Origin of the sequence: Methylobacterium ajmalii (genome assembly GCF_016613415.1) — a bacterium.
Classification (GTDB): Bacteria; Pseudomonadota; Alphaproteobacteria; order Rhizobiales; family Beijerinckiaceae; genus Methylobacterium; species Methylobacterium ajmalii.
Genome location: NZ_JACWCT010000118.1, coordinates 29853 through 48961 on the forward strand (window position 1 = coordinate 29853; position 19109 = coordinate 48961).

Annotated in this window: 18 protein-coding genes; 4 read left to right on the top strand and 14 right to left on the bottom strand. The window is 71.4% G+C overall.

Annotated elements, in window-relative coordinates; all coding sequences use genetic code 11:
* Nucleotides 1-19 precede the first annotated feature (19 nt).
* Entirely contained in the window at nucleotides 20-988 is a 969-nt protein-coding gene (locus HPY23_RS22045) for a D-2-hydroxyacid dehydrogenase family protein (protein ID WP_091889053.1), read from the bottom strand.
* Nucleotides 989-1252: 264 nt separating this feature from the next.
* Between HPY23_RS22045 and HPY23_RS22050 the strand changes: the two genes are divergently transcribed.
* Nucleotides 1253-2362: a branched-chain amino acid ABC transporter substrate-binding protein gene (locus tag HPY23_RS22050; protein ID WP_060850241.1), complete on the top strand. Its 1110-nt coding sequence runs from the start codon at nucleotides 1253-1255 to the stop codon at nucleotides 2360-2362.
* On the opposite strand, the gene HPY23_RS22055 is transcribed toward HPY23_RS22050, so the two are convergent.
* The 6 genes from HPY23_RS22055 to dctP form a co-directional block, all read right to left on the bottom strand.
* A complete protein-coding gene (locus HPY23_RS22055) occupies nucleotides 2346-3197 on the bottom strand; it encodes a PhzF family phenazine biosynthesis protein (protein ID WP_091889055.1) in 852 nt (283 codons plus the stop codon). The genes HPY23_RS22050 and HPY23_RS22055 overlap by 17 nt on opposite strands.
* Nucleotides 3198-3331: 134 nt before the next feature.
* Complete coding sequence (locus HPY23_RS22060; protein WP_091889057.1) at nucleotides 3332-4855, bottom strand: malonate--CoA ligase; 1524 nt, start codon at nucleotides 4853-4855, stop codon at nucleotides 3332-3334.
* A gap of 160 nt (nucleotides 4856-5015) precedes the next feature.
* Nucleotides 5016-6422, bottom strand: coding sequence for a malonyl-CoA decarboxylase (locus HPY23_RS22065; RefSeq protein WP_091889059.1), 1407 nt, complete (start codon nucleotides 6420-6422; stop codon nucleotides 5016-5018).
* Nucleotides 6423-6579: 157 nt separating this feature from the next.
* The gene (locus HPY23_RS22070) at nucleotides 6580-7932 is read right to left on the bottom strand and encodes a TRAP transporter large permease (RefSeq protein ID WP_060850237.1); all 1353 of its coding nucleotides are present in this window, start codon (nucleotides 7930-7932) and stop codon (nucleotides 6580-6582) included.
* On the bottom strand, nucleotides 7929-8579 hold the full coding sequence (locus HPY23_RS22075; protein ID WP_091889061.1) for a TRAP transporter small permease: 651 nt from the start codon (nucleotides 8577-8579) through the stop codon (nucleotides 7929-7931). Before HPY23_RS22075 ends, HPY23_RS22070 begins: the two co-directional genes overlap by 4 nt.
* Nucleotides 8576-9595: a TRAP transporter substrate-binding protein DctP gene (dctP, locus tag HPY23_RS22080; protein ID WP_091889063.1), complete on the bottom strand. Its 1020-nt coding sequence runs from the start codon at nucleotides 9593-9595 to the stop codon at nucleotides 8576-8578. The genes HPY23_RS22075 and dctP overlap by 4 nt, the downstream gene beginning before the upstream one ends.
* A gap of 206 nt (nucleotides 9596-9801) precedes the next feature.
* Here dctP and HPY23_RS22085 point away from each other — a divergent pair, with 206 nt between their 5' ends.
* The 3 genes from HPY23_RS22085 to msrB all read left to right on the top strand — a co-directional run bounded on the left by HPY23_RS22085 (nucleotide 9802) and on the right by msrB (nucleotide 12290).
* Nucleotides 9802-10455: a GntR family transcriptional regulator gene (locus HPY23_RS22085; RefSeq protein WP_060850886.1), complete on the top strand. Its 654-nt coding sequence runs from the start codon at nucleotides 9802-9804 to the stop codon at nucleotides 10453-10455.
* Between the two features lie 131 nt (nucleotides 10456-10586).
* Nucleotides 10587-11747 (top strand): YihY/virulence factor BrkB family protein, encoded by a 1161-nt coding sequence (locus HPY23_RS22090; protein ID WP_060850234.1) that lies wholly within the window; start codon nucleotides 10587-10589, stop codon nucleotides 11745-11747.
* Nucleotides 11748-11891: 144 nt separating this feature from the next.
* The gene (msrB, locus tag HPY23_RS22095) at nucleotides 11892-12290 is read left to right on the top strand and encodes a peptide-methionine (R)-S-oxide reductase MsrB (protein WP_091889087.1); all 399 of its coding nucleotides are present in this window, start codon (nucleotides 11892-11894) and stop codon (nucleotides 12288-12290) included.
* A gap of 51 nt (nucleotides 12291-12341) precedes the next feature.
* On the opposite strand, the gene HPY23_RS22100 is transcribed toward msrB, so the two are convergent.
* The 7 genes from HPY23_RS22100 to HPY23_RS22130 form a co-directional block, all read right to left on the bottom strand.
* Entirely contained in the window at nucleotides 12342-13484 is a 1143-nt protein-coding gene (locus tag HPY23_RS22100) for an iron-containing alcohol dehydrogenase (protein WP_091889065.1), read from the bottom strand.
* Nucleotides 13485-13760: 276 nt separating this feature from the next.
* On the bottom strand, nucleotides 13761-14420 hold the full coding sequence (locus HPY23_RS22105) for an aspartate racemase/maleate isomerase family protein (protein WP_091889067.1): 660 nt from the start codon (nucleotides 14418-14420) through the stop codon (nucleotides 13761-13763).
* Nucleotides 14417-15115 (bottom strand): GntR family transcriptional regulator, encoded by a 699-nt coding sequence (locus tag HPY23_RS22110; protein ID WP_060850231.1) that lies wholly within the window; start codon nucleotides 15113-15115, stop codon nucleotides 14417-14419. The genes HPY23_RS22105 and HPY23_RS22110 overlap by 4 nt, the downstream gene beginning before the upstream one ends.
* A gap of 50 nt (nucleotides 15116-15165) precedes the next feature.
* Nucleotides 15166-15978, bottom strand: a complete 813-nt coding sequence (locus HPY23_RS22115; protein ID WP_091889089.1) for an ABC transporter permease — start codon at nucleotides 15976-15978, stop codon at nucleotides 15166-15168.
* 11 nt (nucleotides 15979-15989) lie between these two features.
* On the bottom strand, nucleotides 15990-16844 hold the full coding sequence (locus HPY23_RS22120; RefSeq protein WP_060850229.1) for an ABC transporter permease: 855 nt from the start codon (nucleotides 16842-16844) through the stop codon (nucleotides 15990-15992).
* A gap of 3 nt (nucleotides 16845-16847) precedes the next feature.
* Nucleotides 16848-17891: an ABC transporter substrate-binding protein gene (locus tag HPY23_RS22125; protein ID WP_060850228.1), complete on the bottom strand. Its 1044-nt coding sequence runs from the start codon at nucleotides 17889-17891 to the stop codon at nucleotides 16848-16850.
* Nucleotides 17892-17917: 26 nt separating this feature from the next.
* Nucleotides 17918-19027 carry an ABC transporter ATP-binding protein gene (locus HPY23_RS22130; RefSeq protein ID WP_244537647.1) on the bottom strand — a complete coding sequence of 370 codons (1110 nt, stop codon included), beginning with the start codon at nucleotides 19025-19027 and terminating at the stop codon, nucleotides 17918-17920.
* Between the last annotated feature and the right edge of the window lie 82 nt (nucleotides 19028-19109).

Sequence of the window (19109 nt, forward strand, 5' to 3'; positions counted from 1 at the left end):
CGGCGCCCGCCCTTCGCGTTCAGGCCGTCGCGACCCGCACCGGCGTGCCCCGCCGCCAGGCCGCGATCGCCTCGACGGTGTCCTCGTAGAACATCCGGAACGTGCTGTCGGTGACGTAGCCGAGATGCGGGGTCAGCACCGCGTTCGGCAGGCTCCGCAGCGGATGGTCCGCAGGCAGCGGCTCGCGGTCGAACACGTCGAGCCCGGCCCGGATCCGGCCTTGCGCCAAGGCCGCCACCAGCGCCGCCTCGTCGATCAGCGGTCCGCGCGAGGTGTTGACCAGGATCGCGCCCGGGCGCATCCGGGCGATCTCAGTCGGCCCGACGATCCCGCGGGTCGAGGGCGCCAGCACCATGTGCAGGCTGATCACGTCGCTCTCCGCGAACAAAGCGTCGCGGGTGGCCAGCGCCGCGCCGCCGGCCTCCGCCCGCTCGGGCGTCAGGTTCGGGCTCCAGGCCGTTACCCGCATGCCGAGCGCGCGGCCCACCGCCGCGACCCGGGCGCCGATCCGCCCGAGCCCGACGAGGCCGAGGGTACGCCCCTCCAGTCCCTCGCCCAGCGTCTCCTGCCAGCGCCCCTGCGCCATGTTGGCGAATTCCCGCGGCAGGGCGCGGGCGCAGGCCAGCATCAGGGCGACCGTCAATTCGGCGGTGGCGATCCCGCCCTCGCCGTTGCGTGTGTTGCAGACGGTGACGCCGCGGGCCTGGAGCGCCGCGGTATCGACCGAGGGGTTGCGCCCGCCGGTGAACACCACGAGCTTCAAGGCGGGGAGGGCGGCGGCCAGGCCCGCGTCGAGCGGCATGCGCTCGCGCATCAGGCAGAGCACGTCGTAGGGGGCGAGCCGCGCGGCGGCCTCCGCCGCCGGCACCGGCTCGTGAAAGAAATCCACCGCCACGTCGGGACCGAGGCCGGCCCAGTCGGCGAGCCCCGCCGCCACGCCCTGGTAATCGTCGAGCACCGCGACCCGGATGCCGTGAGAGTGTGTCATCGCGCGCGTCCTCCTGTTGATCCGTCCCTATCCCGGCGCCGGCGGGCATTCCAGCCGCGCCGTCCGTGCTATGCTTCTCGCCGCACCCTGACGCGTCGCGGCCCCCTTGCGCCCCCGCGGGCTCGCGCCCGATAGAGCGGGCGGTCGGCCAAGCCCGTCGGTCTCGCCGGACAAGGGGGCTGCGGTCGTGCTAAGCGGCCGGCGAGACGCCGAGGAAGCCGAGCCGGAGGTCGGAGTGGGTCGTTGCATGCGGGAGCGCCGGGGATGACGCGCACCAGGGCCGTCGCCGCCCTGTGGCTGGCGATCGGGGCGCTCGTGACCGGGGCGGGACCGGCCCGGGCCGACGTGACCGTCGGGGTCGCGGTTCCGCGCACCGGCGCGGTCGCGGGGATCGGCGAGCAGGTGCTCCAGGGCGTGCAGGCCGCCGTGCGCGACGCCAACGCCCGCGGGGGCATCAGCGGCGAGCCGATCGTGCTCGACGTGCAGGACGATGCCTGCGACCCGGGCCAGGCGATGGCGGTGGCGGAGCGCTTCGTGCGCGCCGGCGTGCGGCTGGTGATCGGGCACGTCTGCTCGAGCGCCTCGCTCGCCGCCTCCGACGTCTACGCGGCGGCCGGCGCCGTGATGATCAGCCCGGCCTCCAACGCCGCGCGCCTGACCGACCGCGGCCTGCCGACCATCTTCCGGGTCTCGGGGCGGGAGGACGACCAGGGCCGGCTCTCGGCCACGGTCCTGGCCGAGCGCTTCCGCGACAAGAAGATCGCGATCCTCTACGACGACACGCCGCTGTCGCGGAACCTCGCCGAGTCGACCAAGGGCAACCTCAACAAGATCGGTCAGAACGAGACCCTGTTCGCCGCGATCGTGCCCGGGCAGACCGACGACGCGGCGCTGATCAAGCGCCTGCAGGGCGCGGGGATCGAGGTGGTCTATTACGGCGGCCACTACCAGGAGATGGGCAAGCTGGTGCGCAAGGCCGCGGAAGCGGGCTTCCGCCCGCAATGGTTCGGCACCTCGGGCATCGCCACCAAGGAGTTCGGCGCGCTCGCCGGCCCGGCGAGCGACGGCGTGCTGATGACCTTCAATCCGGACCTGCGCCGCAAGCCCGAGGCGGCCGCCGCCGTGAAGGCGCTGCAGGCCGACGGGATCGATCCCGCCGGTTTCACCCTCTACGGCTACGCCGCGCTCCAGGCGCTTGTCGAGGCCGGCAACTTCGCCAAGTCGACCGACCCGAAGGCCATTGCCGAGACGCTCCATTCCGAGCGCTTCACCCTGGTGCTCGGCAATGTCGGCTTCGACCAGAAGGGCGACGTCACGGCACCCGGCTACGTGCTCTACGTCTGGCGCGACGGCGTGTTCACCTACGCGAATTGAGGTCGAGGGGGAGGACCCCTTCCGCCACCGTGAGGGTGCGGCCGCCGATCCAGTCGGCGCCGTCGTAATCGACGAAGATCCGGCCGCGGCGGCCGAGCTTGGTACCTTGCGCGGCGACGTAGGGCCCCGCGGCGCGGCCGGTCTCGCGCAGCCAGCCCGCCACCGCCGCGTTGAAGCTGCCGGTCACCGGATCCTCGACCAGCGCGCCGGCGCCGCCGTCGAACAGGGTGCGGATCTCCCAGGCCACGTCTGCGCCCGGAGCGTGGGCACCGACGAGGCCGACATCGATCCGGCCCTCGATCCGTCGGACCGGCTCGACCGCCAGCACCTCCTCGGCCGAGGCCAGCATCACCCCGACCCAGCCCGGGCCGTTGTCGCACCAGCGCGCCTCGACGACCCGCTCGGGCGCGATGCGCAGCACCGCCAGGATCTCCCGCATCAGGGCATCGTCCACGGGCCCCTCGCGCAAGAGCTTCGGCGCCGCGAAGGCCAGGCGGCCGGCCTCCTGCCGGATCGGCACGAGGCCGGTCCCGCATTCCTGGACGATCCGCCCATCCCGGCGCGGCACGCCGCCGGACGCCAGCCAGGCGTGGCAGGCGCCCAGCGTCGGATGGCCGGCGAACGGCAATTCGTGCGCGAGGGTGAAGATGCGTGCCCGGTAATCGGCCCCCGGATCGGTCGGCGGCAGCAGGAAGACCGTCTCCGACAGGTTGAACCACCGGGTCATCGCCTGCATCGTCGCGGTGTCGGGCTCGACCCCGCTCACCACGGCGAGCGGGTTGCCGGTGAAGGCGTCGTCGTGAAAGACATCGATCAGGGCGAAGCGGGCGGTCATGGATCGGGCCTCCGGGCGGCGGCTGGTGCCGCCGCGGATCGGTTTGCCCGATTCTCTCGCTCTCTCACACCCTGAACCTCCTTCAGGGTCAGCCGATCTCCGATCGTCAACATCTCGGGATGCGGTCGCCGGTATCAACCCTCGTACAACCCCTTGTGCGTCTCGCGCAGCAAGTTCTTTTGCACCTTGCCCATTGTGTTACGCGGCAGTTCTTCGGCAACGATGACGCGCTTGGGCAACTTGAACTTGGCGAGCCGGCTCTCGAGGGCCGAGAGGATGGCCGCCTCGCTCGGGGCTTCCGCCCCGCGCGGCACCACCACCGCCGTGACGCCCTCGCCGAAATCCGGATGGGGCACGCCGATCACCGCCGATTCGAGCACGCCGGGCAGCCCGTCGATCTCGGTCTCGACCTCCTTCGGGTAGACGTTGAAGCCGCCGGTGATGATCAGGTCCTTGCCGCGCCCGACGATGTGGACGTAGCCGCGCGGATCGACCTTGCCGAGGTCGCCGGTGATGAAGAACCCGTCGGCCTTGAACTCGGCGGCGGTCTTCTCCGGCATGCGCCAGTAGCCCTTGAACACGTTGGGGCCGCGCACCTCGATCATCCCGACCTGGTCGGCTTCCATCGCCCGGCCGGTCTCCGGGTCGACCACCCGCAGCGAGACGCCCGGCAGCGGGAACCCGACCGTGCCGGCGACCCGGTCGCCGTCATAGGGGTTCGACGTGCTCATGTTGGTCTCGGTCATGCCGTAGCGCTCGAGGATCGCGTGGCCGGTCTTCTCCTGCCACTCGCGATGGGTCTCGGCGAGCAGCGGCGCCGAGCCGGAGACGAACAGGCGCATGCCGGCGGCCGCCTCGCGGGTCAGGCCCGGTTCCTTCAGCAGGCGGGTGTAGAAGGTCGGCACGCCCATCAGCGCGGTTGCGCGGCCCATCAGCGACAGGATCCGCGGCGGATCGAGCTTGGGCAAAAAGATCATCGCCGCACCCGACATCAGCACCGTGTTGGTGGCGACGAACAGGCCGTGGGTGTGGAACACCGGAAGCGCGTGGATCAGCACGTCGTCCGGCGTGAAGCGCCAGTACTCGACCAGCGTGAGCGCGTTCGACGACAGGTTGTCGTGGGTCAGCATCGCGCCCTTCGAGCGCCCGGTGGTGCCCGACGTGTAGAGGATCGCCGCGAGATCGTCGGGGCTGCGAGCCACGTCGGCGAAGTCGCCGGTCTGGCCGGCGGCCTCGGCCGCGATCGTGCCCTCGCCCTCGGCGTCGAGGGTGCCCACCTGCTTGACGCCGGCCTGCTCCGCCACGGGTTTCAGCGCGTCGAGCTTGCCCGGATCGCAGACGAACAGGGCCGGCTCGGCGTCGCCGAGGAAATAGGCGATCTCGGCCGGGGTGTAGCCGGTGTTGAGCGGCAGGAAGACCGCGCCGGCCCGCACGCAGCCGAGATAGAGCGCGATCACCGCCGGGCTCTTCTCGACCTGTACCGCCACCCGGTCCCCGGGCGCGACGCCGAGGCCGACCAGCGCCGCGGCGTAGCGGCCGGATTCGGCGACGAGATCCGCGTAGCTCCAGCGCAGGCCCTCGGGTGTCTCGAGGAACGTTTTTCCAGCCGGATCGGCGGGGAGACGGGAGCGGACGATGTCGAAGAAGTGGTTGGACATGGGAGGACTCTTCAATCGTCGGCGAGATGGCGGCCACGCCGTCCACTCGAAGAACGGGGGGTGTCTCCTCTCCCTGCAACGAAGTCGGGCCCGCCCGACTTCGTTGCTTGTTTGCAGATCCCGGGCACGCCAGGGATCTGTCGGGAGAGGGGAATGCTCTCTACGCTTCCGCCAGCGCCACCGACCGGGCCGGCGGCAGGTTCTGGCGCAATTCGCGGTTGACGGTGAGGGAGGCCGAGACCGTGCCGAGATTGGCGTAGGTCTCGTGGTTCTTCTCGATCGCCGCGAGGTCGTAGAGGTAGTTCACCATCAGGCCGTGGCCTTGCGACAGGCCCTTGGGCGAGACGTCGCCCAGGAAGTTCAGCCGCTCCAGCCGGGCGCCGTTGCCGAGGTGGAAGCGGGCCACCGGGTCGACCGGCTTGCCGCGCGGGGTCTTGGCGCGCAGGAAGTAGTAGGCGGCGGCCGGCAGCAGGGCCTTCTTCACCGCGTCGGCCTTGGCCTTGTCGGTGTGCCAGTCGGGCTGGTCGAGGGCGCGCAGGATCTCGACATCCTCGCGGGTCAGCCCCTGCGGCGCGTCGGCCCGGCGCTCGCGGTCGAGCCAGGCGCGGAAGCCCGGCACCGGCGAGAGCGTCACGAAGGTCTTGAGCGCCGGCATCTCGCGGCAGAGGTCCTCGACCACCTGCTTGATCAGGAAGTTGCCGAAGGTGATGCCGGCCAGCCCCTTCTGGCAGTTCGAGATCGAGTAGAAGATCGCGGTCGTCGCCTCGCGGGTGTCGGTGTGCCGGCGTTCGTGGGCGAGGATCGGGTCGATCGCCGCCGCGATGGCGGTGGTGAGCGCCACCTCGACGAAGATCAGCGGCTCGTCGAGGAGCGCCGGGTGGAAGAAGGCGAAGCAGCGCCGGTCCGGCGGCTCGATGCGCCGGCGCAGGTCGTCCCAGCCCGAGATCGCGTGCACCGCCTCGTAGCGGATGATCTTTTCCAGGATGTGGGCCGGGGTGGTCCAGTCGATCCGGCGCAGCACCAGGAAGCCGCGGTTGAACCACGAGGCGAACAGGTGCTCGAAGTCGGAATCGAGGCTGTCGACGGCCTCCGCCAGCGCCGCATCCGGCTTGTCGGCCTTGCGGGCGGCGTCGCGCAGCAAAAACAGGTCCTCGCGCATCCGCACCAACGCGATGGTGCCGTCGCGGGCGAGGTTGAGCCGGCGGATCAGCTCCTGCGAGCGCGGCTCGGCCGCCTCGTGCAGCCGGCCCAGCGTGGCGCGGGACGGCGCCTTCTCGTAGGCCGCGATGGCGCTGCCGACCGCGTCGTGGTCGGCCCCGAACTCGAGGGCGATCCGGCGCAGGAAGTCGTGCCGGTCGGATCGGCCGAAGCTGTCGTAGCGGTCGAGGATGATGCGGGCGAGCGCGACCCCGGAGGCCTCGCCGCGTCGCGAGATCAGGTCCTCGCAGAGCTTCACCACCTCGGCGACGCTCGCCTTGGCGGGGTCGTCGCGGCCGAAGGCGATCAGCCCGCGGCCCCGGTCCGAGATGCTCTGGAGGAGGTCGCCGAGGAACGAGATCGCCGCCATGGAGCCTTGCTCACCATCGGGTTGCCGGGGACGGCCGCGCGCAACCCGCGCACCGCCCGGCGTTAGATAGGGCTCCGCTGCGTCAGCGGAGGGGAGGACGGAGCGCCGCCGGGTGTCGCGGACGGGCTCCGGCGGCGGTCCCTGCATGGTGGCGCCCCTACTTGGTCGAGGGCAAGAGCAGATCCGGCAGCCAGAGGGCGATACCGGGCATCAGGCAGAGCAGGAGGATTGCCACCGCCATCAGGATCACGAAGGGCAGGGTGCCCCAGATGATGTCCGAGAGCGGGATGTCGGGGGCGATGTTCTTGATGACGAAGATGTTGAGGCCGACCGGCGGGTGGATCAGCCCCATCTCCATGGTGATCGTCATCACGACGCCGAACCAGACGAGATCGAACCCGGCGGCCTTGAGCGGCGGCAGGATGATCGGCGCGGTCATCAGGATGATCGAGACCGGCGGCAGGAAGAAGCCGAGGCCCACCACCAGAAGCAGGATGGTCAGCAGCAGCAGCCAGGGCGAGAGCTGCATCGCCACGATCGCGGCGGCGGCGGCCTGCGAGATGTGAAGGTAGCTCATCACGTAGGCGTAGAGCAGCGACATGCCGATGATCAGCATCAGCATGGTGGATTCGCGCAGCGTCGCCGTCAGGATCGGGCTCACGTCGCCGGCCCGCCACACGCCGTAGATCGCCGCGATGAGCGCGAGCGCCAGGAGGCCGCCGAGGCCCGCCGTCTCGGAGGGCGTGGCGTAGCCGCCGTAGAGCGCCACCATCACGCCGGTCAGCAGTACCACGAAGGGCAGCACCCGCGGCAAGGTCGAGAAGCGCTCCGCCATCGAGTAGCGGTCCTCGGCCAGGATCGGATGCGCGGTCCCGCCGGTCTCGTAGGCCGCCCGCGCGGCGGCGAATTCGCGCCGGAAGCGCCAGGCGGAATAGCCGGCGAAGAGCAGCACCAGCAGCAGGCCCGGGCCGATGCCGGCGAGGAAGAGCCGCCCGAGCGACTGCTCGGCCGCCACCGCGTAGAGGATCATGGTGATCGAGGGCGGCAGGAGGATGCCGAGCGTGCCCCCCGCCGCGATGATGCCGGCGGCAAACCCCCCGGAATAGCCGCGCCGGCGCATCTCCGGGATGCCGGCCGAGCCGATCGCCGAGCAGGTCGCCGGGCTCGACCCCGCCATGGCGGCGAACAGCGCGCAGGCGAACACGTTGGCGATGCCGAGCCCCCCGGGGATCTTGTGCATCCAGGCGTGCATCGCCGAGTAGAGGTCCTGGCCCGCCTTCGACCGGCCGATCGCCGCGCCCTTCAGGATGAAGAGCGGGATCGACAGCAGCGTGATCGAGGCCATCTCCTCGTAGACGTTCTGCGCCACCGTATCGAGGGAGGCGCCGGGCATGAAGGCCAGCATGAAGACGAGGGCCACCGCGCCGAGCGCGAAGGCGATCGGGATGCCGGCGAGCATCGCGCCGAGGGTGGCACCCGCGTAGAGCGTGCCGATGATCGCGGTGCTCATCGGGCGGAATCCTTCGTGTCTTGCTTCTTCGCCCGGACGAGGTCGGGCCCGAGGCCGACCTTCGGATCGGCGAAGCCGGCGGCCGCCGGCCCGCGGGCGAGGGCTTCGGCGATCTGGAGCAGGAACTGCAGCGCCAGGAGCGTCATGCCGAGCGCCATCAGCGAATAGGGGATCCAGAGCGGCGGCCCCCAGGTCGATTGCGAGATCTGGCCGTCGACCCAGGCCTCGTGCAGCAGCGTCCAGCTCTTCCAGGCGAAGAACGCCACGAATCCGAGGCTGACGACGTCGGCGACGATGAGCCGGATGCGGTTCGCCCGCGGCGAGAGGAGGCCGGTCAGCGCCTCGATGGCGACGTGGCCGCGCCGGGCCTGGACTCCCGCCGCCGACAGGAAGGTGGCGCCGACGATCAGAAAAACCGCGGTCTCGTCCTGCCACTCCGTCGGGACCTTGAGCAGGTAGCGGACGACGACGCTGTAGCTCAGCACCAGGCAGGCGGCGACGAGGGCGATGCCGCCCAGGAGCAGGATCGCCCGGTTGAGGCCGCCCATCGCGGACTCGATCGCGGCGAGCGGCCCGGGCAGCCGGGCCCGCGCGGCACGGTGTTCAGGCTCCGCGGCGGCGGAGGCCGCGTCGAAGGCGTGGCTCACGCGACCGCCTCCGCGAGCTTGAGCATCTCGGCGCAGGAGGACGACTTCGCCGCGTAGTCCTTCCAGGCGGAGTCGCGGGCGATGTCGCGCCACTTGCCCAGGGTCGCCTCGTCCAGGGTCTCGACCTTGGCGCCGGCCTTCCCGAAGATCTGCTCGACCCGGGTGTCGTCGGCCTGCGCCCCCTCCTGGCCGAAGGATTCGAGCTCGGCGCCGACCGCCATGATCAGCTCCTGCTGGTCCTTCGGCAGGGCGTCGAACACGGTCTTCGACATCATGATCGGCTCGAGCATGAACCAGTACGAGCGGCCCCGCCCCGAGGTGAGGGACTTCGACAGCTCCTCCAGCCGGAACGAGATCAGGCTGGTCGAGGAGGTGATGACCGCGTCGCAGGCGCCGGTCTGCATCGCCGCGTAGGATTCGTTCGAGGGCAGGCTGAGCGTCGCGGCGCCGGCGGCCTTCATCATCAGGTCCATCTCGCGCGAGCCGCCGCGGACCTTCAGGCCCTTGGCGTCCTCGGGACGCACCAGAGGCCGCTCGCGGCTCGCGACGCCGCCCGCCTGCCAGACCCAGGAGACCAGCACGATGTTCTTGGCGAGCAGGATCTCGGTGAGCTTGCGGCCGACCGGCGCCGACTTCCAGGCCATCGCCTGCGGGTAGGAGGTCACGAGCGCCGGCATCAGCCCGATATTGGTCTCCGGCACCTCGCCGCCGGCATAGGGCAGGGGATAGAGGCTCATGTCGAGCGCGCCCTTGCGCATCGCGCTGAACTGGGCGTTCGTCTTCATCAACGAGGAGCCGGGATAGACCTGGACCTCGATCGCCCCCTTCGAGCGCTCCTTCACGGCGGCGGCGAACTTGCGGCACATCCGATCGCGAAAGTCGCCCTCGTCGATCGTGCCGCTGGGGAACTGGTGCGAGATCTTGAGCGTCGTGGCGGCCTGCGCGGCGCGGCCGAGACCGATCAGCGCGGGCGCGGCGAGGCCGGCGGCCACGAGGGTGCGGCGGGTGAGAGCCATGGCGTTTCCTCCGGTCGGAGCGCGGATTCTTTTTCGCGTCTCGCGCTGTCGGCGTCGGACCGGTCGTGTGCCCGCCACCTCGTGTACGCAGGTGACACCGATCTTGTATATTTTGTCAACGCCGGTGCATAATATCGCCGCAAGGGAAGGCGGGACCGGCCATGAGCGAAGCCCGGATGAACGAGACCCGCACGGACCGGGCCCGCGTGAACCACGCCCAGAGGCTGCGTCAGACCATCGAGGACGAGATCGTGGACGGGGTCCTGCGCCCCGGCGACCGGCTCGACGAGTGCCAGCTCGCGGCTCGGTTCGGCGTCTCGCGCACGCCGATCCGGGAGGCGCTGCTCCAGCTCGCGGTGACCGGCCTGATCGAGGTCAAGCCGCGCCGCGGCGCGCTGGTGAGCACCCCCGAGCCGGCCCGCCTGTTCGAGATGTTCGAGACCATGGCGGAGCTGGAGGCGGCCTGCGGGCGCCTCGCCGCCCGGCGCCTGACGGAGGCGCATCAGAGCGCCCTGGTGGCGGCGCTCGACGCCTGCCGCGTCGCCGCCGGGGAGGGTACCGAGGCCTACTACGCCGAGAACGCGGTCTTCCACGCGGTGATCTACCGGGCGTCCGGCAACGGCTTCCTGTGCGAGCAGGCGCTGACCCTGAGCCGGCGGCTGGCGCCGTTCCGGCGCATCCAGCTGCGCGTCCGCCATCGGCTGCGCCAGTCGCTCGCCGAGCACGAGGGCGTGGTCGCGGCGATCCTGGCCGGGGACGAGGCGGCGGCCGGCGAGCGGCTGCGCGCCCACGTCCTGGTCCAGGGCGACCGCTTCGCCGAGCTGATCCGCAACTTGGCGGACGGCAGCGCCGCGGCGTGATCCTGCGCGAGGTCAACCCTTTGACCCGACGGCATTTTATCGGAACCGGAACGACCCGTGGGGCGCGACGTTGAGAACTCGTGCGCTCACGCTTGTGGGCTGCCGAGATCCTGCCCCAGCCCGGTGTCGCGATGCCGTCCGAACCCCGCCCCGGTCCCGCCGCCTCCGGCGCGACCTCGATCCTGTGGACCGCCCTCCTGGGCGTCGCCCTGGTGCGCCTCGTCACCGCGCGGCGGCCGGCGGGCGTCGCCGAGGTCGAGCCGGACCCGACCAGCCATCTCGGCCGCGGCGCCAAGTCGTATTCGGGACGCCCGGCCCAGTGGGTCGCCGATACCGAGGGCGATCGCGGCCGCAAGGCCGACACGCCGACCGACATCCCGGCCAAGGGCTGGAAGGACGTGCTCACCCGCGTCTACCTCGAATTCCAGAAGGACCGGGTGCTGTCGGTGGCGGCCGGCGTCACCTTCTACACCCTGCTCGCCATCTTCCCGGCGGTGGCGGCGTTGGTCTCGCTCTACGGGCTGTTCACCGATCCGAGCACCATCAACGACCACCTCTCGCTGCTCCAGGGCGTGCTGCCCTCCGGCGCGCTCGAGATCATCGGCGATCAGGTCAAGCGCATCACCGCCAAGGGCAGCACCACCCTCGGCATCACCTTCTTCACCAGCCTCGCGATCTCGCTGTGGAGCGCCAACGCCAGCATGAAGGCGATGTTCGACGCGCTCAACATCGTCTACGAGGAGCGCGAGAAGCGCAGCTTCATCCAGCTCAACCTGCGCTCGCTCGCCTTCACCTTCGGGGCGCTGGTCTTCGTCATCGCGGCGCTCGGCGGCATCGTGGTGCTGCCGGTGGCGCTGAACTTCCTGGGCGATTTCGGCATCCGGATCAGCCCGACCGCCTGGTACGTGGCGCTCCTGCGCTGGCCGGCCCTGCTGGCGGTGCTGCTGTTCGGGCTGGCGCTGCTCTACCGCTACGGCCCCAGCCGCGACCTGCCGCGCTGGCGCTGGGTCACGCCCGGCAGCCTCACCGCCGGGGTGGTCTGGCTCGTCGCCTCGATCGGCTTCTCCTGGTACGTCGGGCATTTCGGCAGCTACAACGAGACCTACGGCTCGCTCGGCGCCGCGATCGGCTTCATGACCTGGATCTGGATCTCATCGACCATCGTGCTGCTCGGCGGCGAAATCAACGCCGAGCTCGAGCACCAGACCGCGCGCGACACCACCGTCGGCCCCGAGGAGCCGATGGGCACCCGCCGCGCCCGGATGGCCGACACCGTCGGGGCGCCGGCGTAACCGGCGCGGGCGCCGGTCCCGCATGGCCTCCCGGCGCCGCAGCCCCTCGCCAGATGCAGTGCGCGCCACCATCTTGGGGATCAGGAGAATCAGGCAATCCCCGAGGAGCGGCCCGTGGCCAGCCAAGAGACGACCCATCGCGACATGACCGACACCGCCGAGACCCGCACCGAGGCCGAGTGGCGCCAGGAGCTGACGCCCGAGCAGTACCGCGTGCTGCGCGAGCACGGCACCGAGCGGGCCGGCACCAGCCCGCTCAACAATGAGAAGCGCGCCGGCACCTTCGTGTGCGCCGGCTGCGGCCAGCCGCTGTTCGAATCCGCCACCAAGTACGAGTCTGGCTCCGGCTGGCCGAGCTTCTTCGCGCCGATGGAGGGCGCGGTGGAGACGCAGACCGACCGCTCGTTCTTCATGACCCGCACCGAGGTGCATTGTGCCCGCTGCAAAGGCCATCTCGGCCACGTCTTCGAGGACGGCCCGGCCCCGACCGGCCTGCGCTACTGCATGAACGGCGCCGCGATGGGCTTCGAGCCGCAGGAGTGAGACGTACCGGGAGGGGGCGTCCCTCCCGGTCGCTCGTCCCGGGGCAGCGGGCTACGCCGCCCCGTGCAGCGACACCCGGAACAGCTCCCGGAACTCCTCCGCCCCGACCGGACGGCCGTTGGTCGCCGTCGAGTGGTCCTCGACCGCCCGCGGCACCAGCGCCTCGCACTCGGCCTGCGTCACCCCCATGGCGGCGAGATCGGCCGGCAGGCCGAGGTCGCGGTTGAGCGCTTCGATCGCGGCGGCGAGGTCGGCGCCCTCGGGCAGGCCCATCGCCCGGCGCAACACCGCGTATTTGCGCTCGCAGGCCGGTGCGTTGAAGCGCAGGACGTGCGGCAGGATCACGGCGTTGAGGGTGCCGTGATGGAGGCGCTTCGCCTTCAGCCCGCCGAGCGCATGCGACATCGAGTGGACGGCGCCGAGCCCCTTCTGGAAGGTCATCCCGCCCTCGAGCGCGGCCATCATCATGTCCTCGCGGGCCTCGATGTCGGCGCCGTCCCGGACCGCGCGAGCGAGCGAGCGGACGGCGCGGCCCAGGCCGTCGAGGGCGATCGCCTCGGCCGGCGGGTTGTGGCGCGGGCTCAGGTACGTCTCGATGCAGTGGGTGAGCGCGTCCATGCCGGTGGCGGCGGTGAGGCCCGCCGGCAGGCCGAGCGTCAGCTCGGGATCGCAGATCGCCACGTTCGGGATCAGGTGGGGCGAGATGAAGCCGAGCTTGCGCCCGTCGGCGAGCGTGATCAGCGCCGCGCGGCCGACCTCGCTGCCGGTGCCGGCGGTGGTCGGCACCGCGACGACCGGAGGCCGGTCGGCCCGGATACGCGGGATGCCGCCGAGGATCGCCGCGTAGGTGGCCAGCGGTTCCTCGTGGGTGGCGAGCAGCGCCACGCCCTTGGCGAGGTCGAGGGGGGAGCCGCCGCCGACCGCGATCACCGCGTCGCAGCCCTCCGCCTTGAAGCGGTCGCGGGCCTCGATCGTCGCCTCCTCGGTCGGGTTCTCGGGCGTGCCGTCGAAGACCGGAGTCGCCGCCGGCAGGCCGGCGGCCTCGATCACCCGGGCGATCAGCCCCGCCGCGACGACGCCGCGATCGGTGACGATCAGCGGCCGGCGCGCCCCGAGGAGCTCCAGTTCCTCGCCGAGCAGCCGGACGGCGCCGCGCTCGAACTGGATCCGGGTAAGGTAGGTGATGAGGCTCATGGGGGGCTGCCTGTCGGGACCGGTCCCGGCTCGCCGCACGCGAGCGACCGGAGGGCGCCGCGAAGGCTCCCGATCCGCTCCTCCCGCGCGCCTCTCGTCCGGGCGTTGGCCGCGAGCCTAAGCAGATTTCGCGAAAGTGGCAGCCGGTTTTTCGACAAAAATCTGCGACGAAACAAGAACCCGAGCCGGTGAAGCGTTGGTTTGCCGATGCAAGCCTGCTCGGGCCTCGGGTGCGCCGTGCGGCAAGAGGCCGGCCGCGCCGATCCGCGTCAGGCGCTAGGCCAGGCCCGCCGCCTCCAGCAGGGCCTGCGTCCCGAGGCTCGTCGAGTCGAGCAGCGGCACCCCGTCGAGGGCGGCCGGCAGGCGCCAGCCCGGCAGGTTGGTGCTCCAGATCAGCACCGCGTCGGCGCCTTCGCCCACCTCCCAGGCCGCCGCGGCGAGGCGGGCCGGCGCGACCGTGGCGGCGTCGCGGTTCTCGGCGATGCCGAGATGGGCGGTCGCGCCGATTCCGATCCCCGCCTCCCCGAACCGGCCGGCCACCAGGTCGGCCTCCTCGGCATCGCCCTGGACCACGAGGCCGACGCGGCGAAACCCGTCGCGGCGCATCCGGTCCCGGGCGGCGAGCGCCGTCGTCACCATCGGCAGGCCGGTGCGGGCTTTGACCGCCCGGCATAGGTCCTCGTCCGGGGTGAAGCCGAGGGCGGCGCCCCGGGTCGCGTTCCAGCACAGGGCGGCGACGCCCGCCTCGGCCAGGAGGTCGGCGGCGGCGAGGAACACGGCCTCGTCGTAGCCCGCGCCCTTGAGCATCGAGCGGTAGGGCACCCGGGCGTAGCAGGCGTCGGCGCGACCGGCGAGGCGGGCCTCCGTCGCCCGCTCGACCACCCGGTTGGAGGAGGGCAGGATCACCCCGAGGGCCGGGAGCAGCGGGGAGGTCATCGCACGGGTCCTTCGGTCAGCCGGGCCACCATCAGGGCTTGGGTGCGGGCGACGTGGGCCTGCATCACGGCGCGGGCGCGGTCGCCTTCGCGGGCCCGCAGGGCGTCGAGGATCGCCCGATGCTCGGCCAGGGATTCGGCGACGCGGCCGTCGGCCGCCAGCGCGAAGTTGCGGGCCCGTTCGAGGCGCGGGAAGGCCCGGCCGTGCGCCTCGGCGATGGCCGGGCTGCGGGCTGCGGTCACGATCAGCCGGTGGGCCTGGCGGTTGAGGCGCGTATAGGCGTCGCGGTCGTCGTGGGCCGCCTCCAGGGCGTCCTGGATCCGCGCGAGGCGGTCGAGTTCCGCGGCGGTGATCCGCTCGGCGGCAAGGCCTGCGCAGAAGCTCTCCAGCGCCACTTCCAGCTCGAACAGCGGCACGAGGTCGGCGGGGTCGAGCGGCGTCACCAGGGCGGCCCGGTTGCGCCTGAGCGTCACCAGCCCCTCGCCGGCCAGCAGCTTCAGCGCCTCGCGCACCGGCGTGCGCGACACGCCGAGGCGCGCCACGAGGTCGGGCTCGTTCAGCACCTCGCCGGGGCCAAGCAGGTTGAGCAGGATCAGCCGGCGCAACGCGGCCGCGGCCTGCTCGGTCAGGGAGGGCTCGGGGCGCTGCGGGCGAGGCGGCGCGTCGTCGGGGGAGGCGGGACGGGGGGCAGCCAAGACACTCTCTTGCTGGGACACTCTCTTGCAATCAGGCCCTTCGACGATCGCTACACCAGCCGCCGCGACAGGCCGGTCAGCCGCTCCATCACGGCGATGCCCCCGATCGTCGCGACGATCAGCACGCCCGACAGCGCCGCGATGGTCACGTCGAGGCGGCCCTCCAGGTCCTGCCACATCCGGATCGGCAGCATGTCGGTGGCGGCGTCGCGCAGGAAGAGCGACACCGGGATGTTGTCGAACGAGGCCATGAAGGCGAGGAAGCCGCCCGACAGGATGCCGGGGCGGATCAGCGGCAGGGTGATGCGGCGGAAGGTGTAGAACCGCGAGGCCCCGAGGCTCGCCGAGCCCTCGAGCAGGCTGGGCTGCAGCTGGGTCAGGGCCGCCACGGTGTTGCGCACCACGTAGGGCACGCAGACCACCGTGTGACCCAGAACCAGCGTGAAGACCGAGACCGGCCAGCCGACCAGCGAGAAGAACATCAGGCTCGACAGGCCGAAGGCGAGCGCCGGCAGGATCAGCGGCGAGAGGAAGAAGCTGTCGAGGAGGCGGGCCGAGAGGCGCGGCGAGCGCGCCACCGCCAGCGCCGCCAGCACCCCGAGCCCGATGGCCATGAGGGTGGCCAGCACCGCCACCGTCAGGCTGTTCTTGAGCGCGTAGTGGAGCTGCCAGGCCTCCATCAGCTCGCCGTACCAGCGGAGGGAGTAGCCCGGCGGCGGGAAGCGCAGGGACAGCCCGTCGGTGAAGGACACCACCAGCACGATCACCGTGGGGGCGAGCAGCAGCACCACGGCGAGGAGCGCCATCAGGTGCAGGAGGATCTCGAAGCTGAGGCGGTCGAGGGCGGCAAAGAGACGGGACATCGCGAGCAACCTCAGGCCTGGGCGTAGCCGCGGGCGAGCCGCCCGAGCGCGTTGAAGGACAGCACCACGGCCAGCACCGCGACGAGGAAGATCACCGACATCGCCGCCGCGAAGGGCCAGTTCTGCAGGGCGATGGCCTGCTGGTAGATGTAGCCCGGCATGAACAGCATCTGCCCGCCGCCGATCAGCGACTGGGTGATGAAGCCCGAGATCGCCGCCGCGAAGGTGAGCACCGCGCCGGCGATGAGGCCCGGCAGGCAGAGCGGCAGGGTCACGCGGAGGAAGGTGCGCCAGCGCCCGGCGCCGAGCGCCTCCGAGGCGTCCCACAGGCTCGGGTCGATGCGCGAGAGCGCCGTCATCAGCGGCAGCACCATCAGGGGCATCTGGACCTGCGCCAGCGCCGCCACGAGGCCGCCCTCGGCGTAGAGGAGCCGCAGGGGCGTGTCGATCAGCCCGAGGGACGAGAGCAGGCTGTTGAGCACCCCCTGGCGTCCCAGGATCACGATCCACGCGAAGGTGCGGATGACGACGCTGGTGAGGAGCGGCGTCAGCACCGCCAGGATGATCAGGCCGCGCACCCAGCCCCCGGCCCGGGTGGCGACGAGCGCCAGCGGCAGGCCCAGCACCAGGCAGGCCGCCGTGACCTTGAGCCCGAGCCACAGCGTGCCGAGGAGCACGCCGAGGCTGAACCCGTCGCCGAGAAAGGCCGCATATTGCGACAGGCCGATCCCCCCGTCCGCGCCCTTGAGCGACAGCCCGAGGAGCGCGACCAGGGGCGCGGCGAAGAATGCCGCGAAGAACAGTGCGAGCGGGCTCGCCAGCCGCAGCGGGTAGGTGGTGACGTCCGGCAGAGCCACGGCAAAGATCCTCTAGAGCTTGATCTCGCGGTTGAACCGCTCGATCCAGGCCGGGCGCTGAGCGTTGATGGTCTTCCAGTCCTGGAACACGAACTTCTTCTTCAGGTCGTCGGTGTCCTTCGCCAGAACCTTGGCGATCTCGCCGGTCATCTTCACCTTGGCGTTGGTCGGCACGATCAGGTAGGGCGCCTGCATCAGCCGGGTCTGGACCGGCTCGGAAATCGCCGCCTCGATCAGCTTGAAGGCGAGCTCGCGGTTGGGCGAGTTCCTGACGATCTGGATCGCGGTCTTGAAGGCGATGGCGCCCTCCTTGGGCGCCACGAACTCCACCGGCACGCCCTTGGCCTTCAGGATCTGGATCGCGTTGAAGTTGCCGGGCGAGATGTCGACCTGGCCCTGCTGAAAGAGGGTGGCGAGCGCGCCGGGATTGGCCGCCACCGCCGAGAGGTTGGGCTTGAGCGCCTCCATCGCCTTGAAGGCGGGATCGATGTTCGCTTCCGAGCCGCCATGCATCTTGGCGATCTCGACCATGAAGCCGGTGCCGAGCGTCGAGTTCATGTTGGTGATGCCGACCCGGCCCTTGTATTCGGGACGCCACAGGTCGGCCCAGGAGGTCGGCGGGGTCTTCACCGTGTCGGGGTTGTAGGTCAGGCCGACGACCTGGAAGAAGGCCGCGGGTCCGTGCGGATCCTGCGCGTCGGGGATCAGGTCCTTGAAGGCGGCGCTGCGCTCGACCGGGAAGGGCTCGACCAGATCCTGGGCCAGCGCGGTGAGCGCCGGGCCGGGATCGTGCAGCATCACGTCGATCGGCGGGTTGGCCCTGGCGGCCGAGACCTTGGCGATCTGGTCGACCGACAGCATCGGGTCGAGGACGATCGGCGCGTTGCTCGTCTCCTTTCGGAAGGCCGGCACCAGCACGGCCTTGTGCGCCTCCTCCCAGCTCCCCGTGAAGGTGGCGAAGACGAGGGGCCGCGCCTGCGCGAAGGACAGGCCGGGAAACAGCTCCATGGCGCCGAGCGACAGGGCGGTGGTGAGGAGGGTACGGCGATCGAGCATCGACAGGGCTCCTTGGTCGGCAAAAATCAGGCGGCGGCCGGGAAGGCGGAGGCGAGGCCGGGGGCGACGGCGATGCGCACCGGCGTGCCGGGCGCGCGCAAGGTGCCGCCGCCGAGGCGCGGCTCGGCGATCTTGAGCGGGCGGCCCGCCCCCACCCGGACCTCGTGGACGACGGTGGGGCCGAGGGGCAGCGCCATCTCGACGACGCCCGCGATGCCGTCCTCGCCCTCGGTGAGGCGCAGGTGCTCGGGCCGCAGGCACAGGGTCACCCGCGTTCCCGGCGCCATCGGGCGGGCGAGCGGGCGCGCCACCACCTCGCCGCCGGCATCGAGGGCGATGCGCGGGCCCCGTGCGTCCTGCCCGACGAGCACCCCCGGCACGGCATTGGCCGAGCCCACGAAGGTGTTGACGAACAGCGAGTCCGGCGCGTCGTAAACGGTGGTCGGGGCGGCGAACTGCTCGAGCCGCCCGTTCGAGAGCACCGCCACCCGGTCGGAAAGCGACAGGGCCTCCTCCTGGTCGTGGGTGACGAGGAGCGTCGTCACCCCGGCGACGCGCTGGAGCCGCTTCACCTCGATCTGCATGTCGAGGCGCAGGTTCTTGTCGAGGGCCGCGAAGGGCTCGTCGAGGAGCAGCACCGCCGGCCGGATGGCGAGCGCGCGGGCGAGCGCCACCCGCTGCTGCTGGCCGCCGGAAAGCTGGCGCGGGGTGCGCGCCCCGGCATGGCCGAGCTGCACGAGGTCGAGCAGGCGCCTGGCCTCCGCCGCCTGCTCCGCTCGCGGGGCGCCCCGGGCCGCGAGGCCGTAGGCGACGTTCTCGGCCACCGTCAGGTGCGGGAAGAGGGCGTAGTTCTGGAAGACGATGCCGACGGCGCGCCGGCTCGGCGGCAGGGCGTCGATCACCTCGTCGGCGACGATCACCCGCCCCTCGGTCTGGCGCAGGAAGCCGGCGACGATGCGCAGCAAGGTGGTCTTGCCGCAGCCCGAGGGCCCCAAGAGCGAGATCAGCTCGCCGCCGCGGATGTCGAGGTTGATGTTTTCCACGGCGACCGCGCCGCCGTACCGGTGGGTGATGCCGTCGAGCACGACGGACCGGCCCTCCGCCTGACCCTGGCTGCGTCGTCCGGTTGCTGTCACGGTGGGGCCTTCCTGCGGCATCGATCTTGCTGCCGAGGTCATCGCAAATCGTATGCCATTTTCGGGAAAGCCCATGCCCAGC

What these genes read in the sequence shown, in the direction of transcription:
- HPY23_RS22045 (WP_091889053.1), bottom strand. Translation starts at nt 988, where the DNA reads ATGACACACTCTCACGGCATCCGGGTCGCGGTGCTCGACGATTACCAG.
- HPY23_RS22050 (WP_060850241.1), top strand. Translation starts at nt 1,253, where the DNA reads ATGACGCGCACCAGGGCCGTCGCCGCCCTGTGGCTGGCGATCGGGGCG.
- HPY23_RS22055 (WP_091889055.1), bottom strand. Translation starts at nt 3,197, where the DNA reads ATGACCGCCCGCTTCGCCCTGATCGATGTCTTTCACGACGACGCCTTC.
- HPY23_RS22060 (WP_091889057.1), bottom strand. Translation starts at nt 4,855, where the DNA reads ATGTCCAACCACTTCTTCGACATCGTCCGCTCCCGTCTCCCCGCCGAT.
- HPY23_RS22065 (WP_091889059.1), bottom strand. Translation starts at nt 6,422, where the DNA reads ATGGCGGCGATCTCGTTCCTCGGCGACCTCCTCCAGAGCATCTCGGAC.
- HPY23_RS22070 (WP_060850237.1), bottom strand. Translation starts at nt 7,932, where the DNA reads ATGAGCACCGCGATCATCGGCACGCTCTACGCGGGTGCCACCCTCGGC.
- dctP (WP_091889063.1), bottom strand. Translation starts at nt 9,595, where the DNA reads ATGGCTCTCACCCGCCGCACCCTCGTGGCCGCCGGCCTCGCCGCGCCC.
- HPY23_RS22090 (WP_060850234.1), top strand. Translation starts at nt 10,587, where the DNA reads ATGCCGTCCGAACCCCGCCCCGGTCCCGCCGCCTCCGGCGCGACCTCG.
- msrB (WP_091889087.1), top strand. Translation starts at nt 11,892, where the DNA reads ATGACCGACACCGCCGAGACCCGCACCGAGGCCGAGTGGCGCCAGGAG.
- HPY23_RS22100 (WP_091889065.1), bottom strand. Translation starts at nt 13,484, where the DNA reads ATGAGCCTCATCACCTACCTTACCCGGATCCAGTTCGAGCGCGGCGCC.
- HPY23_RS22105 (WP_091889067.1), bottom strand. Translation starts at nt 14,420, where the DNA reads ATGACCTCCCCGCTGCTCCCGGCCCTCGGGGTGATCCTGCCCTCCTCC.
- HPY23_RS22115 (WP_091889089.1), bottom strand. Translation starts at nt 15,978, where the DNA reads ATGTCCCGTCTCTTTGCCGCCCTCGACCGCCTCAGCTTCGAGATCCTC.
- HPY23_RS22125 (WP_060850228.1), bottom strand. Translation starts at nt 17,891, where the DNA reads ATGCTCGATCGCCGTACCCTCCTCACCACCGCCCTGTCGCTCGGCGCC.